Below are 15,285 nucleotides of genomic sequence, written 5' to 3'. Positions count from 1 at the left end.
ACACCAGTGTGCCCCCTGACCGGCGGGAGACGGCCGGCACTTCCCGGATCGTCACCAGGTGACCTCCAGGGAGCTGAGCCCGTGCACCACGGAGGACGCGCGGAACTGCGGCTCCGCGTCCGCCACGCGCAGGCCCGGGAAGCGCTTGAGCAGGGCGGGGAAGGCGATCCGCAGCTCCATGCGGGCCAGCGGGGCGCCGAGGCAGTGGTGTACGCCGTGGCCGAACGCGAGGTGGCCGGGCGCTCCGCGGCTGAGGTCGAAGGCGTCGGCGTCCGGGAGGAACGACGGGTCGCGGTTGGCGGCGGGCAGGGTGACGAGCACCTGCTCGCCCTCCTGGATCCGCTGGCCGCCGATCTCGGTGTCGCGGGTGGCGACCTTGGTGGTGCCGGAGTTGACGATGCTGAGCCAGCGCAGCAGCTCCTCCACCGTGGCGTCGATCCGCTCCGGCTCCTTCCTGAGCAGGTCGAGCTGCTCGGGGTGGCGCAGCAGGGCGAGCGTGCCGAGGGAGAGCATGTTGGAGGTGGTCTCGTGCCCGGCGAACAGCAGCAGCCCGCCGATCCCGACCAGCTCGTCGGTGGACAGGTCGTCGCCGTGCTCGCGGACGAGCATGCCGAGCAGTTCCTCGCCGGGGTCGGCCTGGATGCGGGCGATCAGGCCCTCCATGTACGCGCGCTGCTCGAACTGGAGCATCATGCGCTGCTCGCCCGGCAGGCTCATGTCGAGCATCCTGGCGGTGCGCTGCTGGAAGCCCTCGCGGTCCTCGTACGGCACCCCGAGCAGCTCGCAGATCACCAGCGACGGGATCGGCAGCGCGAACGACGGCACCAGGTCGGCGGGCGCGCCCGCGGCCTCGAGCGCGTCGAGGTGGTCCTCGACGATGCGCCGGATCCGGGGCTCCAGCCTGTCGATCCGGCGGATGGTGAACTCCGGCGTGAGCATCCGGCGCAGCCGCGTGTGCTCGGGCGGGTCCACGCCCAGCAGGTTGCCCGCGCGTACCTTGGCGAGCTGCTCCTCCGTCATGGGCGGCGCTCCGGGCAGGCGCGCGATGTTCGTGGGGGCGATCTTGAAGCGTTCGGCGTCGCCCAGCACCTCCCGGACGTCGGCGTAGCGGGTCACGAGCCAGGCTTCGGTGCCGAACGCCGTCGTGATCCGCTTGACCCGGTCCTCGTCCCGCGCGGCAGCCAGCTCCGGTGCCGGATGGAACTCCACCCGCCGCATGTGCAACGGCATCGTCGAGGTCTCGCTCATATGCAACCCCTGGGTGATCGTCAATTTTTGGTAGCACCGTACTGAGCCGGGCGGCCGTCCACTAGTTGCGATCATCAATCGTTGCGAGCTCGTACCATGACCTCGACCACGGCGGCCACGGGGGCCTGCTTGACGCTGGCCGAACGGCGCCAGGACTATACCTGCGTTTACTAGACGAATAGGACTTCCATGGATCTGGTAAGGCAAGTTCCCGACTCCGTGCCCGTGCTGATCGCCGGAGGCGGGCCCGTCGGCCTGGCGACCGCCGTGGAGCTGGCCCATCACGGCGTGCGCTGCCTGGTGGTGGAGCCTCGGGAGACGGTGTCGTGGCTGCGGCCGCGCGCGAAGACCACCTCGGCCCGCTCGATGGAGCTGCTGCGCAGGTGGGGGCTGGCGGAGACGTTACGCTCGCGGGCGCCGCTGGCGGTGTCCTGGTCGGACGAGGCGGTGTTCACCACCGGCCTGCTCGGACGCGAGATCACCCGCATCGGCGGCTGCTTCGGCCTCGACCTGGTCGGCTCCGACCTGGCGGCCGAGCCCGGCCAGCAGGTGCCGCAGCCGCTGGTGGAGGAGGTGCTGCGGGAGGCGGTCGGCGACGCGCTGCTGACCGGCTGGCAGGTGGCCGGCCTCCAGGAGGACGCCGACGGGGTCACCGTGCGGATCACGTCGGGCGACCAGGAACGCGAGGTACGCGCGCAGTACGTCGTCGGCTGCGACGGCCCGCGCAGCGTGACCAGGGCCGCCATCGGCTCCCGGTACGAGGGCCGCCAGGACGCCCGCCCCAACTTCAACATCGTCTTCCGCGCCCCCGGGCTGGCCGAGCGCATGCGGCACGGGCCCGCCGTGCACTACTGGGTGCTGAACCCGGCCCAGCCCGGCATGCTCGGCCGCCTCGACCTGAAGGACACCTGGTGGTGCATCGCCCAGGGGGTGCGGGCGGAGGACGCCGACCCCGTACAACTGGTGCGCAACCTCGCCGGTGACGACATCGAGGTGGAGATCCTGGCCACCGACCCGTGGACGGCGCGGATGCTGCTGGCGGACCGGTACGCCAGCGACCGGGTCTTCCTGGCGGGCGACGCGGCGCACCAGAACCCGCCCTACGGGGGTCACGGGTTCAACACCGGCATCGGCGACGCGGTCAACATCGGCTGGAAGCTGGCCGCCGTACTGCTGGGGTGGGCGCCCCCCGGCCTGCTGGCCACGTACGAGAGCGAGCGCCGCCCCATCGCCGCCGACACCATCGAGGCCGCCGCCAGGAACATGGCCACCCTCGCCCCCGAGCTCGCGGACCCGGCGCTGATGGGGGACGACGCCGAGTTCGAGAAGGTACGACCGGCGGTGGCGGAGGCGGTGCTGCGGACCAAGGACAGCGAGTTCCACAGCCTGGACCTGGTGCTCGGCTACACCTACGCCGGGTCCGCCATCGTCTCCTCCGGGGCCGGGGAGCGGCTGCCGCACCGGTGGCTGGCTCCCGGGGAGTCCCTGTACGACCGGCTGGGGCCCGCGTTCAGCCTGGTCGGCGACCAGCGCTCGCCGGGGGCCGCCGTGCTGGTCGCGGAGGCGGAGGAACTGGGGGTGCCGTTGCGGATCGTCGATCTGCCCGGTGAGCCGCTGACTCTGGTCCGGCCGGACCAGCATGTCGCCTGGCGCGGCGGCGACCCGTCGGGGGCGCTGCGAACGGCGCTCGGCCGGCGGCCGCGTGATCGGTGAACGTGATGATGGAGCCGCGCCGGACCGCCGGCGCCCCGGCCCTCGACGGCGGATGATCCTGCTCATGGCCGCGCCCGTACTGCTGGGCGCGGCCCTCGGCTACCTCTTCGGAGGCCGGCTGCACCACCTCGCCGACCTGCGGCTCAAGGCGTTGCCGCTGCTGCTGGCCGCGGCCCTGCTGCAAGCGGCGCAATTCGCCGGAGTGACCCTGTTCGGCCTTTCCCTGATCGGGCCGGTCTTCGTCCTGGTCGGCGTCTGGGGACTGCTCAACCTGCGCGACCCCGGATGCCCGGTCCGGCCGCCTCTCGCCGTGATCCTCGCGGGCGGCGCGATGAACGGCCTGGCCATTCTGGTGAACGGGCGCATGCCCTTCGCCGGCACGAGCGGGGAGACGCCCAAGCACGAGGTGATGGACGCCGCCACCCGGCTGCCCTGGCTCGGCGACGTGATCCCGGTGCCGGGCACGCACCTGCTGATCAGCGTGGGCGACCTGCTGCTCGTGGCCGGGATCGGCTGGCTGATCGCCGCCGGCATGCGAGCACCCCGTACCGTGTAGAACCGGTACGGCCACCCGATGAGTTTCCGCCGCGGCGGAAGTCTCCCCTGGTGAGCACGACGAACCAGATCAGGGAGAGACGTCCGGTCATGACAGAGACAGCCTGGGCACCGGTCCACGCCGAGCGCGCCGCCCTCGCCGCCGACCTGGCCGGCCTGGCGGAGGAGCGGTGGGCGACGCCGTCGTTGTGCGACGGGCTGACGGTCCGCGAGGTGCTCGCCCACCTGACGGCCGGGGCCAGCCTCACCCCGCTGCGGTGGCTGGCGGGCGTGATCCGCTGCCGGTTCGACTTCGACAAGCAGGTGGCGATGCGGCTGGCCGAGCATCTGGGCGCCGACGGGGCCGAGACCCTGGAACGCTTCGAGCGCGTCGTCACCAGCACGACCTCACCGCCTCTGCCCGGAGTGGCGATGCTCGGGGAGACGATCGTGCACGGGGAGGACATCCGCCGCCCCCTGGGCATCCGCCGGGACTACCCGGTCGAGACCGTCACGCGGCTGGCCGAGTACTACCGGGGATCGGACCAGGTGGTGAAGGCCAAGGGGCGGATCGGCGGGCTGCGGCTCGTCGCCACCGACGGGCCGTTCGAGACGGGCTCGGGGGCGGTCGTGTCCGGGCGTACCGTCGCCCTGATCATGGCGATGACCGGGCGCGAGGCGCACTGCGACGAGCTGGAGGGGGACGGCGTCCCGATCCTGCGGGCGCGTCGCGGGCCGGTCTGATGGGGCTACGCTGAGCCCATGCGTGTTGTGGTGATCGGCGGCAGTGGGCACATCGGTACGTACCTCATCCCCCGCCTGGTCGAGGCCGGGCATGAGGTCGTCAACGTGAGCCGGGGGAAGCGGGAGCCGTACACCCCGCACGGTGCCTGGCAGCGGGTCACCACCGTCGTCGCCGACCGCGAGGCGGAGGAGGCCGACGGGAGCTTCGGGCGGCGGATCGCCGAGCTGGGCGGCGACGTGGTCATCGACCTCATCTGCTTCACCGAGCCGAGCGCCCGGGCGATCGCCGACGCGCTCGCCGGGCGGGTGCGGCAGTTCCTGCACTGCGGGACGATCTGGGTGCACGGGCCGAGCGCGCAGGTGCCGACGACCGAGGCGGCGAAGCGGGCGCCCTTCGGCGAGTACGGCATCCGGAAGGCGGCCATCGAGGCCCACCTGCTCGACCGGGCCCACCGGGAGGGGTTCCCCGTCACGATCATCCATCCGGGGCACATCACCGGGCCGGGCTGGGTGCCGGTGAACCCGGCCGGGAACGTGAACCCCGAGGTGTTCCAGAAGCTCGCGGAGGGCAGCGAGGTCGCGCTGCCCAACCTGGGCATGGAGACCGTGCAGCACGTGCACGCCGACGACGTCGCGCGGCTGTTCATGGACGCCATGGCCGCCCCGTCCGCGGCCGTCGGGGAGAGCTTCCACTCCGTCGCCGCCACCGCCCTGACGTTGCGCGGGTTCGCCGGGGCGGTGGCGGGATGGTTCGGCAGGGAGGCCAGGCTGGCGTTCCTGCCGTGGGAGGAGTGGCGGGGCACGGTGCCGGAGTTCGACGCGCAGGTCACCTACGACCACATCCTGCACAGCCCGCACTGCAGCATGGAGAAGGCCGCGCGGCTGCTGGGGCACCGGCCCCGGTACACCTCGCTGGAGGCCGTCTCCGAAGCGGTCGGCTGGCTGGTGCGGGCCGGCACCATCAAGCCCTGAGGCCGCGTCAGCCGCCCAGCGGGCCGAACTCCTTGCGGGTGTCGATCACGTCCCCGAACAGCTCCCACCGCTCTCCCTTGAACGTCATGAGCTGCATCGACTCGATCGGGAAGCCGTCACCCTGCGCGGTGTCCAGCGTCACCCCGGGCAGCAGCATGTCCACCTTGACGCCCTTGAGGTTGCGGACGGAGTCCCGCAGGCCCTCACGGGTCGGGCAGGCGGCCGCCTCCATGGCCTTGTGGAAGCTGCTCGCCGCCGCCCAGCCGAAGGTGTGGTACGGCACGTTGACGTCGGCCCCCGGCGCGTACTGCTGCATCTTCTGCTTGTAGAGCTGCATCTCGGCGTCGTTCGCCCACGTCGGGTCGTTCGGGTCCTTGTAGTACGTGGCCGACACGACGCCCTGCACGTTCTCGAACCCGACCGGCTTGAGCACCGTGATCGAGGCGGCGACGTTGTTGACGATGTGCAGCGGGTTCCACTTGGTGTTCTTGGCGTCGGCGGCCAGCGCCTGCGAGCCGAACTTCGGCGTGGTGATGTTGAGGAAGACGTCGGCCTTGGACTCGGCGAGGTTGCGCATCTGCGGGTCCACGCTGGGGTCGGTGACCTCGTAGCTCTGCTCGGCCACGACCTGCACCTGCGTGCCCTCGAGTGCCCGCTTGAACCCGCCGAACAGGTCCTTGCCGAAGTCGTCGTTCTGGTAGAGCACGGCGACCTTGGCGTCGGGCTTCTCCTTCTTCAGGTAAGCCGCGTAGACGCGGGCCTCGGAGATGTAGTTGGGCTGCCAGCCGATCGTCCACGGGTGGGCGGTGTCGGTGCCCCAGATGGAGGCGCCGGTGGCCACGAAGACCTGCGGGACCTTGCGCTGGTTGGTGTAGTCCCAGGTGGCGGCGGTGGAGGGGGTGCCGAGCGTCTGGAACAGGGCGAAGACCTGCTCCTGCTCCACCAGCCTGCGGGCCTCCTCGACGGCCTTGGGCGGGGAGTAGCCGTCGTCGCGGACGACGAACTCGACCTTGCGCCCGCCGATGCCGCCCTTCTCGGCGTTGACGTAGTCGAAGTACGCCTTGATGCCCTTGGGGATGTCCCCATAGGCGGAGGCGGGGCCGGACAGCGGGTAGATGCCGCCCAGTTTCATGCTCGTGTCGGTGATGCCGGTGGTCTGCTGCCCCGCACACTGGCCTCCGGCCGAGGCCGTGCCTCCTGTGCCGCCGCCGGTGGCCGCGTCGCGCCCCCCGCAGGCGGCGACCGCGAGCAGGAGCAGCGCCGTGCAGCCGATCGCAGAAACTCGCATCCCTCTTACTCCTTCCGGGGAATCTTCTTGATCAAGCGCCCGGCCAGACCGGCCAGCCCCGTCGGGGCCACGTACATCACCGCGATGATCAGCAGGCCGAAGATGACGCCGGGCGCCGCGTCGTTGACGTCCTGAGAGATGCTCGGCACGAACATGACGAACAACCCGCCGAGCACGGGTCCGGACAGCGAGCCGAGCCCGCCGACGACCAGGCCGGCCAGCAAGGTGATCGACAGGTTCACGGTGAACGAGTCCGGTGAGACGAACCCGATCACCCACGTGTAGACACACCCCGCCGCTCCGGCGAACATGGCGCTCCAGGCGAACGCGAGCGTCTTGTAGAACGACAGCCGCACGCCCATGACCTCGGCCGCGGTCTCGTTGTCCCTGAGGGCGTGCAGGGCCCGGCCGACCCGCGAGCGCAGCAGCGAGGCGGCCAGCAGGAACGCGGCGACGGCGACGGCCAGCGTGAGGAAGTACAGCCACTGGTCCTCGGCCAGCCCGCTCCACGCGGGCGGCGCCGGCTTGGCCAGCGTCAGGCCCATGGAGCCGCCGGTCAGCTCCTCGAACCGCTTCAGCAGCGGGACGAGGAAGATCGCGATGGCGAGCGTCACCAGCGCCAGGTACAGGCCGCGCAGCCGCATGGCCGGCACGCCGAGCGCGAGGCCCAGCACGAACGCCACCGCCGCCGCGGCGGGCAGCGTCAGCGGGTACGGCACCGCCCACCGGTCCATGAGGATGGCGGCCGCGTACGCGCCGACGGCGAAGAAGGCACCGTGGCCGAGGGAGATCTGCCCCGCGTGGCCGACGAGGAGGTTGAGCCCGAGCAGCACCACCGCGTACACCAGCACCATCGTGAGCTGGAAGACGTGGAAGGGGACGAGCTGGAAGGGCGCGTAGATCGCGGCGGCGGCCAGGAGCAGGGCGAGCCCGGCCCACTTCCAGTCCGGCTTCTTCCGCTCGGTGACCGGGACCGGCTTGACCGGCACTTTCGTAGCGCTCATGCCCGCTCCACCGCCGCCCGGCCGAAGAGCCCCTGGGGCCGCAGCAGCAGCACACCGAGGATGATCACCAGCGGCACCCCCACCTTGAGGTCGGACCCGATGAAGCCGACGTAGGCCCCGGCGAGCGTCTCGGCGACGCCCACGATCAGGCCGCCGGTGACCGCGCCGAGCGGGCTGTCGAAGCCGCCGAGCGTGGCGGCGGCGAAGGCGTAGATGAGGACGCCGCCCATCATGTTCGGCTCCAGGAACAGCAGCGGCGCCACGAGCACCCCTGACACGGCGCCGACGGTGGCGGCCAGGCCCCAGCCGAGCGCGAGCGTACGGCCCACGCGGATGCCGACCAGGCGGGCGGAGGCGGGGTTCGTGGCCACGGCCCGCATGCCCAGCCCGATCTTGGTGTACTGGAAGAGCACGTACAGCAGCCCCATGACCAGCGCCACCACGCCGAGCACGCCCAGCGTGGAGAAGCTCACGCTGATGCCCACCGCCTCCAGCGCGCCGCCGGGGAACGGGTTCGGGAAGTCCTTGATGAGGAACGTCCAGATCCAGCCGGCGGCGGCGTTGACGAAGATGAACAGCCCGACGGTGACGATCACGATGGTCAGCTCGGGCGCGCCCTCGACCGGCCTGATGATGACCCGTTCGATGAGCATCCCGCCGGCGAACGAAACGGCCAGCGTCACCACCAGCGCCAGCCAGAACGGCATGCCGGCGGCCACGCACTGCCACGCGATGTAGGTGGAGAACATGGCCAGCTCGCCCTGGGCGAAGTTGACGATCCCGGTGAACTGGTAGATCAGCACCAGGGCCAGCGCCAGGCTGGCGTAGATGGCGCCCGCGCCGAGCCCCTCGACGACCTGCTGCAGGAATCCGGCCATCGCGCTACACCCGGTAGCCGAGGTAGGACTGGGCGACCTGCTCGTCGGCCCGGATCTCCTCGGCCGTGCCCGACAGCACGATCCGCCCGGTCTCCAGGACGTGCGCCTGCTGGGCGACGCCCAGGGCAAGATGGGCGTTCTGCTCGACGACGACCACGGTGGTCTGCTCCTCTTCGTTGATGGTCTGGACGATGCGGAACAGCTCCCGGGTGACGAGCGGGGCCAGGCCCAGCGACGGCTCGTCGAGCAGCAGCACCCGGGGGCGCAGCATGAGGGCCCTGCCGAGGGCGAGCATCTGCTGCTCGCCGCCGCTGAGGCTGCCCGCGGCCTGCTTGAGCCGCTTCTTCAGGACCGGGAAGTACTGGTAGATGCGTTCGAGGTCGTCGTTCACGGCCGGGCCGCGCCGGACGTACGCGCCGAGCCGGAGGTTCTCCTCGACGGTCAGCGGCATGAACGTGCCGCGCCCCTCGGGCACGTGGGCGACGCCGAGCCGGGCGACGGCGTCGGGCGAGCGGCCGGCCAGGGGGACGCCGCCGAGCGTGATCGTGCCGCGCGTCCTCACCATGCCGGACAGGGCGCGCAGCAGCGTGGTCTTGCCGGCGCCGTTGGGGCCGAGGATCGCGCAGACCTCGCCCTCGCGGACGGTGAAGCGCACGCCGTGCAGCACCTGCGCGTCGCCGTAACCGGCGACCAGGTCCTCCACCACCAGATCGGAACTCATGCCGCCGTCCCCAGGTAGGCCTCGATCACGGCCGGGTCCCGCTGGACCTCCTCGGGCGGGCCTTCGGCGATCTTGCGGCCGAAGTCGAGGCAGACGATGCGCTCGCAGATGCCCATGACGAACCCCATGTGGTGCTCGACCACGATGACCGTCAGGCCGTACTCGGTGCGGATCGACCCCAGCGTGCCCGCGAACTCGTCCACCTCGGCCGCGTTCAGCCCGTTCACCGGCTCGTCGAGGAGCAGCAGCCGGGGGCGGGCGATCAGCGCGCGGGCCAGCTCGACGCGTTTCAGGGTGCCGAACGGGAGCCCGGTCGCCGGATGCGCGGCCACCTCGGCCAGGCCCAGCCGTTCCAGCACGGCGTCGGCCTCGGCGCGCAGCTCGCGTTCCTCGCGGCCCACGCCCGGCAGCCGCAGCCCGGCGGAGAAGAAGCCGGCGCGGCCCCTGTGGTGCGCGCCGACCAGCACGTTGTCGCGTACGGACAGGCGGGGGAACAGGCCCAGGTTCTGGAAGGTCCTGGCGATGCCGAGCCCGACGATGGCGTGCGGGGCCACGGCGGTCAGGTCCCTGCCCTCGTACGTGATCGTCCCGGCCTGGGGGGTGTAGCGCCGGGTCAGGCAGTTGAACAGGGTGGTCTTGCCGGCGCCGTTCGGCCCGATGAGCCCCACCATCTCCCCGCCCGCCACCCCGAACCCCACGCCGTCCAGCGCGGTGATGCCGCCGAAGCGAACGGTAAGATCGTGTACCTCCAGCATCCGGCCTCCTGGAGAACAATGTTCTGAAGTTGGGCTCAGCGTAGGATCCGCTCGTCAGCAGCCGCATTGGGCACGGTGACCCAAGATGTTTCTGGCGAGTTGTCGTCTGAGCACAGGCTGGGTCTCATCCCGGTTACGACCCGTTGACCGTGCGGCGATGGCCATGGATCATCCCGGCATGTCCACTGGTTCGAGCACCGTGGAAGCCGCCGTACGCGCGGAACGCACACGCATCCTGTCCGGGTTGCTCGGCGACCTCCAGGAGCTGGCCGGCGTCGCGGTCGCGACGATGCGGGAGGAGATCCCCGCCTACGACGCCCAGGGCCCCGCCTTCCACGCCGACGTGCGGGATCAGGTGGTCAAGCACTACCGGGCCAAGCTGGGCGTCCTCCTCGAGGACCGCACGGTGACGTTCGAGGACATCTCGTTCACCCGGCGCGCCGCCATGCGCCGGGCCAGGGCGGGCGTGGCGCTGGCCGACTACATCAACGCCTTCCGGGTCGGGCAGCAGGTGTTCTGGGAGGCCGTGGTCGAGCGGGCCGGGCACACGTACGCCGGGCGCGAGGCGGCGCTGTCCCTGGCGACGCCGCTGATGCGGTACTGCGACTTCGCCAGCACGCACGCGGCCAACGCGTACATGGAGTTCCAGCAGTACGCGGCGGCGGAGGCGGTGCGCGAGACCCGCGACCTGCTGGAGACGCTGCTGGCCGGGTGCGCGCCCACGCGGGGCAGGGAGGTGGCGGCCGCGCAGGCGCACGGCCTGGGCCAGGACGCGCGCACGCCGCTGCTCGTGGTGACCGCGGTGCTGGCCGGGTCGGCGGCCGATCCCGAGGACGCCAGGCACTCCGCGTGCGCTGCCATCGCCAGGATCGCCGGGAACGGCACCCGTACGCTGTCGGTCGTGCGCCGCTCGGAGATCGTCGCCATTCCCGTGCTCGGCCCCGGCACGGGGGCCGAGGAGCTGTGCGACCGGCTGCAGGGCGTGGTGGAGAGCCTGGCCGTCGAGGGGGTCAGGCTGGCCATGGGCGTCAGCACCGTCGCGGCGGGCGCCGCGCAGATCCCGCAGGCCTACCAGGAGGCCAGGGCCGTGCTGGACTTCGTGCCCGAGGAGGGCGGCGTGGCGGCGCTGCCCAGGATCACGCCCTTCCAGTACCTGGCGCTCAAGGCCGACGACACCGCGCGCAACCTGGTCGATCCGCGCATCACGTCGCTGCTGTCGGAGGACCGGGCGCGCGGCGGCGTGCTGACGGCCACGATCAGGGCGTTCGCCGCCGCGGACCTGAACCTGCGCACCGCCGCCGAACGCCTCCAGATCCATCCGAACACCGCGCAGTACCGCATGCGCCGCATCCAGGAGCGCACCGGGCGCAGTCTGCGCTCCATCAACGATCTGGTGGAGTTGCTCGTCGCCATCGCGCTGCATGATGCCCTGCCCACCAATGCCGGACAAAAAAGACTGGCCGCCGCGACCAATGAGAGCCGTGGGATCTCGGACGTACGGTCGTTCCATGAACCTCGCTGACCGGCTCCACACCGCCGCTGCCCGGCTCGGCGGCAGAGCGGTTCTCACGCTGGACGAGGCGCAGCTCACCTACGGCACCCTCGACGAGCTGAGCGCCCGCCTGGCGGGCCTGCTGCGGTGCCGCGGGATCGGCCCCGGCGACCGGGTCGCGATCATGTTGCCGAACGTGCCGGAGTTCGGCGTCGTCTACTACGGGGTGCTGCGGCTGGGGGCCGTGGTGGTCCCGCTGGACCCGCTGCTGAAGCGGCGCGAGATCGCCGCGTACCTGGGGGACTGCGGGGCGCGGCTGCTGATCGCCTGGCACGCCTTCGCCGAGACGGCGGAGGCGGGCTCGGCGGGCACCGACTGCTTCTTCGTGGTGCCGGGCGAGTTCAGGCGGCTGCTGCGGGGGGTCGCGGCCGAACGCGAGATCGCCGACCTGGAGGCCGACGACACCGCGGTCGTGCACTACACCTCCGGCACCACCGGCCGCCCCAAGGGCATCGAGCTCACCCACGCGAACCTGGGCGGCAACGCCGCCACCGTGGCCCGCATGCACGCGCTCGGCGTGGACGACGTGGTGCTCGGCGCGCTGCCGCTCTACCACACCTTCGGGCAGACCTGCTCGCTCAACGCGACCGTGCACGCGGGCGCCCGGCTGACCCTGCTGGGCCGCTTCGACCCCGGACGGGCGCTGGAGGTCATCCGGCGTGACGGGGTGACGGTCTTCCAGGGGGTGCCGACCATGTTCATCGCGCTGCTCGACCATCCCGGCGCCTCCGACATGTCGATGTTGCGGGTCTGCGCGTCCGGCGGGGCGGCGCTGCCGCTGGACGTGCTGCGGGCGTACGAGTCCAGGTTCGGCTGCGAGATCGTCGAGGGGTACGGGCTCAGCGAGACCTCCCCCGTCGCCGCGACCAACCGGGGCGGCCAGCACCGCAGGCCGGGCTCGATCGGCTGGCCCATCAGGGGTGTCGAGATGAAGGTCGTCGACGACGACGGCCGCGAGCTGCCCGCCGGGGAGATCGGCGAGATCGTGGTGCGCGGCCCCAACGTGATGAAGGGCTACTGGAACGACCCGGCGGCCACGGCCGAGGTGATCCGCGACGGCTGGTTCCACACCGGCGACCTCGGGCGGGTGGACGGCGACGGCTACTTCTTCCTGGTGGACCGCCGCCGCGACGTGATCATCCGCGGCGGCTACACCGTCTACCCGCGCGAGGTCGAGGAGGTGCTCTACGAGCACCCGGCGGTGCGGCAGGCGGCCGTGTTCGGCGTGCCGCACCCCGGGCTGGGCGAGGAGATCGAGGCCGTGGTGGCCCTGCGCGCGCCGGTGACCTGCGAGGAGCTGCGCGACTTCGTACGGGAGCGGGTGGCGGCGTACAAGTATCCCCGTCACGTGTCGTTCGTGGACGAGCTGCCGATGAGCCCCACCGGCAAGATCCTCAAGCGGGCGCTGCCCCGGTTCAGAGCCGGTACGTACGGGTGATCGCGACCAGGCCGCCGTCCTCGCGGGTGGCGGCCACCAGTCCCGCCGGCATCGGCGTGAACCCCGGCACGGCCGCGAACCCGTCCCGCTCGCCGATCGCCGTCACCCGCAGCTCGCCCGCTTCGCCCGCTTGGCCCGTGCTCGCCACCCGCATGGTGATCTCCGCGCCGCCCGCCGGGATACCGCGGAAGCGCACCTCGCCCGGCCAGGTGTTCGCCCGGGTGCCGGTGACGGGGACGGTCACGGCTCGCAGGCCGTCGGCCTTCGCGGTCACCTCGGTGATCGACCGCTCGACGCGCAGCGTGAGGGAGCGCGCGCCCCGGCCCGCGGTGACCCGCAGCCGGTAGGTGTCGCCGTCCCTGCTCAGCACGCGGACGCGCGGCCCGTCCAGGTCCACCGCCGGCGCGCGGCCGGTCCACAGGTCGCCGCGGGCGTAGCCGGGCGGCAGGAACGTGGTGTCGCGGCCCGAGACGTACGTCTTCGTCCACTCGGACGGGTCGGCGTCGGCGCTGACCCAGCCGGCCGTCCTGGTGCCGGCGTCCATGACGTACGCCAGGTGCGTACGGCGGGGGTTGCCGGCGTCGAAGCCGTCCAGCGCCAGCCCCGCCGGCACCAGCGCCACCGCGAGGGCCGCGGCGGCCAGCGGCGCCCCGAACGCGACCGGCCGGGTCAGCGGCCGCGCCGGCTCCGGCAGCAACAGCTCGGCGACCGGCAGCACCATCAGCACGAACAGCGCCAGCACCATCGCGCTCACCCCGCCGAGCGCCAGCCCCATCCCGTCGAACGCCGTCAGCGCCAGCCCGGGCAGCAACCCCGCCGCCACGAACAGCCCCGCCGTCAGCACCACCACGCGCCACACCGTGCCGCCCGGCATCCACCGAGCCAAGCCGCCCACCCGCGGGCCTGCGCCACCCGTCTCCCCCTGCCGCGGCGAGCCGCGCAGGAGCAGCGCGGCCAGGCCGCCGAGGGCGGCGAACAGCGCGGGCAGCGCGAACATGAACGACGCGCCAGGAGCGACCTGCGCGCACACCACACCCAGCACAGCCGGCCAGGCCAGCGCCCCGATGGCCAGCGCCGCCGGCCCGATCCTGCGCCGCAGCGCCAGGTACCAGCCCAGCACCGCCAGCCCGGCCAGCACCGCGACGGCCGCGCGGAACGCCCCGGGCCGGTGCAGCAGCCCGCCCATCCCGTCGTACTCGGGCCGCATGGCCACCAGCACCTCCCACAGCCCCTGCGCCAGCACCACCGCCAGCACGACGGGCACGACCGCCGAGACCGCGCCGGCCAGCATCCGCACCGGCCCGGCCACCCGCCGCCGCCACGCCACCAGCCCCAGCCCGGCCACCGCGGCCACGGCGAGCCCGGCCAGCGGCCACACCAGCCCGTTCGGGTAGGTGATCATGAGCCCGAAGAGCCGGAAGTAGGTGACGTCGTGGCCGGCGGACAGCGCGGGCAGGTCGGCGCCGCCGAGCTCGCGGGCCAGGGCCAGCATGTTCGTGCCGTGGTGCTGGAGGCTGCCCCTGTTCAGGTGGGCGAGCGAGTCGTCGGCCGTGTGGTAGCGCGAGGACTCCTGGATGTAGGCGAAGTTCATGCCGGTGAACCCGGCCGCGGTCATCGGCGTGAAGTCGGTGTTGTTCGGCAGCAGCCGGTAGAGCTCGACCATCATGGAGTCGCCCCGCGGGTACGGCACGGCATCGGCGAACAGCCCGACCAGCCCGGCGTTGTCCCGCGACGTCTCGAACATCAGCGACGGCCCGCTGACCCCGCGCGCCTCCCAGTTCAGCAGCACGCCGCCCTTGCCCCCGAGCGGATGCTCCCTGACGAACGCCTCAGCCCCGAGCACGCCGTCCTCTTCACCGTCCGTCATCAGGAACACCAGGTCGTTGCGGAGCTTCGTGCCGCCCAGCGCCCGTACGGTCTCCAGCATCGCCGCCACGGCGGCGGCGTCGTCCGACGTGCCGGGGCCCATCGCGGCGGAGTCGTAGTGCGCGGCGATCACCACCGTCCCGGTCGGGTCGGTGCCGCGGCGGGTGGCCACGACGTTGTGCACCTGCCCGAACGCCGCCAGCCCCGTCGAGGAGTTCGCCCCCACGGCCTGCTGCACCCGCACGTCCAGCCCCGCCGCGCGCAGTTGCCCGACGAGGTAGTCCCTGGCCTGCGCGCCGGCCTGGCTGCCGATGGGGCGGGGCCGGGTGGCGAACGCCTCCAGGTGTCGCAGGGCCCGCCCGGCGCTGAACTCCGCGGCCGGCGCCGAGGCAGGCAGCGGCTGCATGGTGCTGTTGGACATGGCGGTGAGCACGATCACGGCGGCCAGCGCGAGCAGGGCCGACACCCCCGCCACGGCACGGCGGGGAACGTCGAACAACTTTTCCTTCATGGCCAGGAACGCTAGGTTTCCTGCCTGGGCTGCCGGAATGATGCGCGTGCCCGGATCGGGC

Annotated in this window: 13 protein-coding genes; 6 read left to right on the top strand and 7 right to left on the bottom strand. The window is 72.3% G+C overall.

The window, feature by feature from the left end:
* Window positions 1-51 precede the first annotated feature (51 nt).
* Window positions 52-1,248, bottom strand: a complete 1,197-nt coding sequence (locus tag HD593_RS00765) for a cytochrome P450 (RefSeq protein ID WP_185100219.1) — start codon at window positions 1,246-1,248, stop codon at window positions 52-54.
* Between the two features lie 189 nt (window positions 1,249-1,437).
* Between HD593_RS00765 and HD593_RS00760 the strand changes: the two genes are divergently transcribed.
* The 4 genes from HD593_RS00760 to HD593_RS00745 all read left to right on the top strand — a co-directional run bounded on the left by HD593_RS00760 (window position 1,438) and on the right by HD593_RS00745 (window position 5,211).
* Window positions 1,438-2,961: an FAD-dependent monooxygenase gene (locus HD593_RS00760; RefSeq protein WP_185100218.1), complete on the top strand. Its 1,524-nt coding sequence runs from the start codon at window positions 1,438-1,440 to the stop codon at window positions 2,959-2,961.
* A 64-nt stretch (window positions 2,962-3,025) separates the two neighbouring features.
* Window positions 3,026-3,517 carry a DUF5317 family protein gene (locus HD593_RS00755; RefSeq protein ID WP_185100217.1) on the top strand — a complete coding sequence of 164 codons (492 nt, stop codon included), beginning with the start codon at window positions 3,026-3,028 and terminating at the stop codon, window positions 3,515-3,517.
* 89 nt (window positions 3,518-3,606) lie between these two features.
* Complete coding sequence (locus HD593_RS00750) at window positions 3,607-4,239, top strand: maleylpyruvate isomerase family mycothiol-dependent enzyme (protein ID WP_185100216.1); 633 nt, start codon at window positions 3,607-3,609, stop codon at window positions 4,237-4,239.
* Window positions 4,240-4,257: 18 nt separating this feature from the next.
* Window positions 4,258-5,211 (top strand): NAD-dependent epimerase/dehydratase family protein, encoded by a 954-nt coding sequence (locus HD593_RS00745; protein WP_185100215.1) that lies wholly within the window; start codon window positions 4,258-4,260, stop codon window positions 5,209-5,211.
* A 7-nt stretch (window positions 5,212-5,218) separates the two neighbouring features.
* Here HD593_RS00745 and HD593_RS00740 read toward each other — a convergent pair whose 3' ends face one another.
* The 5 genes from HD593_RS00740 to HD593_RS00720 are packed head-to-tail and all read right to left on the bottom strand — an operon-like array spanning window position 5,219 to window position 9,857.
* A complete protein-coding gene (locus tag HD593_RS00740; RefSeq protein WP_185100214.1) occupies window positions 5,219-6,499 on the bottom strand; it encodes an ABC transporter substrate-binding protein in 1,281 nt (426 codons plus the stop codon).
* Window positions 6,500-6,504: 5 nt separating this feature from the next.
* Window positions 6,505-7,503 (bottom strand): branched-chain amino acid ABC transporter permease, encoded by a 999-nt coding sequence (locus HD593_RS00735; RefSeq protein WP_185100213.1) that lies wholly within the window; start codon window positions 7,501-7,503, stop codon window positions 6,505-6,507.
* Window positions 7,500-8,381: a branched-chain amino acid ABC transporter permease gene (locus HD593_RS00730; protein ID WP_185100212.1), complete on the bottom strand. Its 882-nt coding sequence runs from the start codon at window positions 8,379-8,381 to the stop codon at window positions 7,500-7,502. The genes HD593_RS00735 and HD593_RS00730 overlap by 4 nt, the downstream gene beginning before the upstream one ends.
* A gap of 4 nt (window positions 8,382-8,385) precedes the next feature.
* Window positions 8,386-9,102 (bottom strand): ABC transporter ATP-binding protein, encoded by a 717-nt coding sequence (locus HD593_RS00725; protein WP_185100211.1) that lies wholly within the window; start codon window positions 9,100-9,102, stop codon window positions 8,386-8,388.
* A complete protein-coding gene (locus tag HD593_RS00720) occupies window positions 9,099-9,857 on the bottom strand; it encodes an ABC transporter ATP-binding protein (RefSeq protein ID WP_185100210.1) in 759 nt (252 codons plus the stop codon). Before HD593_RS00720 ends, HD593_RS00725 begins: the two co-directional genes overlap by 4 nt.
* A gap of 178 nt (window positions 9,858-10,035) precedes the next feature.
* Here HD593_RS00720 and HD593_RS00715 point away from each other — a divergent pair, with 178 nt between their 5' ends.
* Both HD593_RS00715 and HD593_RS00710 read left to right on the top strand, forming a co-directional pair.
* Window positions 10,036-11,379, top strand: a complete 1,344-nt coding sequence (locus HD593_RS00715) for a PucR family transcriptional regulator (RefSeq protein ID WP_185100209.1) — start codon at window positions 10,036-10,038, stop codon at window positions 11,377-11,379.
* Window positions 11,366-12,847, top strand: a complete 1,482-nt coding sequence (locus HD593_RS00710) for a long-chain-fatty-acid--CoA ligase (RefSeq protein WP_185100208.1) — start codon at window positions 11,366-11,368, stop codon at window positions 12,845-12,847. Before HD593_RS00715 ends, HD593_RS00710 begins: the two co-directional genes overlap by 14 nt.
* On the opposite strand, the gene HD593_RS00705 is transcribed toward HD593_RS00710, so the two are convergent.
* Window positions 12,825-15,224 carry a M28 family peptidase gene (locus HD593_RS00705; protein ID WP_185100207.1) on the bottom strand — a complete coding sequence of 800 codons (2,400 nt, stop codon included), beginning with the start codon at window positions 15,222-15,224 and terminating at the stop codon, window positions 12,825-12,827. The two genes, HD593_RS00710 and HD593_RS00705, sit on opposite strands and share 23 nt — an antisense overlap.
* Window positions 15,225-15,285: the final 61 nt, after the last annotated feature.

It is taken from the genome of Nonomuraea rubra (assembly GCF_014207985.1).
Taxonomy (GTDB): Bacteria; Actinomycetota; Actinomycetes; order Streptosporangiales; family Streptosporangiaceae; genus Nonomuraea; species Nonomuraea rubra.
The sequence above is the reverse complement of the archived record's forward strand: the minus strand, read 5'-3'. Positions and strand labels throughout refer to the sequence as shown.

Coding starts and splice junctions, on each gene's coding strand:
- HD593_RS00765 (WP_185100219.1), bottom strand. CDS start 1,248: ATGAGCGAGACCTCGACGATGCCGTTGCACATGCGGCGGGTGGAGTTC.
- HD593_RS00760 (WP_185100218.1), top strand. CDS start 1,438: ATGGATCTGGTAAGGCAAGTTCCCGACTCCGTGCCCGTGCTGATCGCC.
- HD593_RS00755 (WP_185100217.1), top strand. CDS start 3,026: ATGGCCGCGCCCGTACTGCTGGGCGCGGCCCTCGGCTACCTCTTCGGA.
- HD593_RS00750 (WP_185100216.1), top strand. CDS start 3,607: ATGACAGAGACAGCCTGGGCACCGGTCCACGCCGAGCGCGCCGCCCTC.
- HD593_RS00745 (WP_185100215.1), top strand. CDS start 4,258: ATGCGTGTTGTGGTGATCGGCGGCAGTGGGCACATCGGTACGTACCTC.
- HD593_RS00740 (WP_185100214.1), bottom strand. CDS start 6,499: ATGCGAGTTTCTGCGATCGGCTGCACGGCGCTGCTCCTGCTCGCGGTC.
- HD593_RS00735 (WP_185100213.1), bottom strand. CDS start 7,503: ATGAGCGCTACGAAAGTGCCGGTCAAGCCGGTCCCGGTCACCGAGCGG.
- HD593_RS00730 (WP_185100212.1), bottom strand. CDS start 8,381: ATGGCCGGATTCCTGCAGCAGGTCGTCGAGGGGCTCGGCGCGGGCGCC.
- HD593_RS00725 (WP_185100211.1), bottom strand. CDS start 9,102: ATGAGTTCCGATCTGGTGGTGGAGGACCTGGTCGCCGGTTACGGCGAC.
- HD593_RS00720 (WP_185100210.1), bottom strand. CDS start 9,857: ATGCTGGAGGTACACGATCTTACCGTTCGCTTCGGCGGCATCACCGCG.
- HD593_RS00715 (WP_185100209.1), top strand. CDS start 10,036: ATGTCCACTGGTTCGAGCACCGTGGAAGCCGCCGTACGCGCGGAACGC.
- HD593_RS00710 (WP_185100208.1), top strand. CDS start 11,366: ATGAACCTCGCTGACCGGCTCCACACCGCCGCTGCCCGGCTCGGCGGC.
- HD593_RS00705 (WP_185100207.1), bottom strand. CDS start 15,224: ATGAAGGAAAAGTTGTTCGACGTTCCCCGCCGTGCCGTGGCGGGGGTG.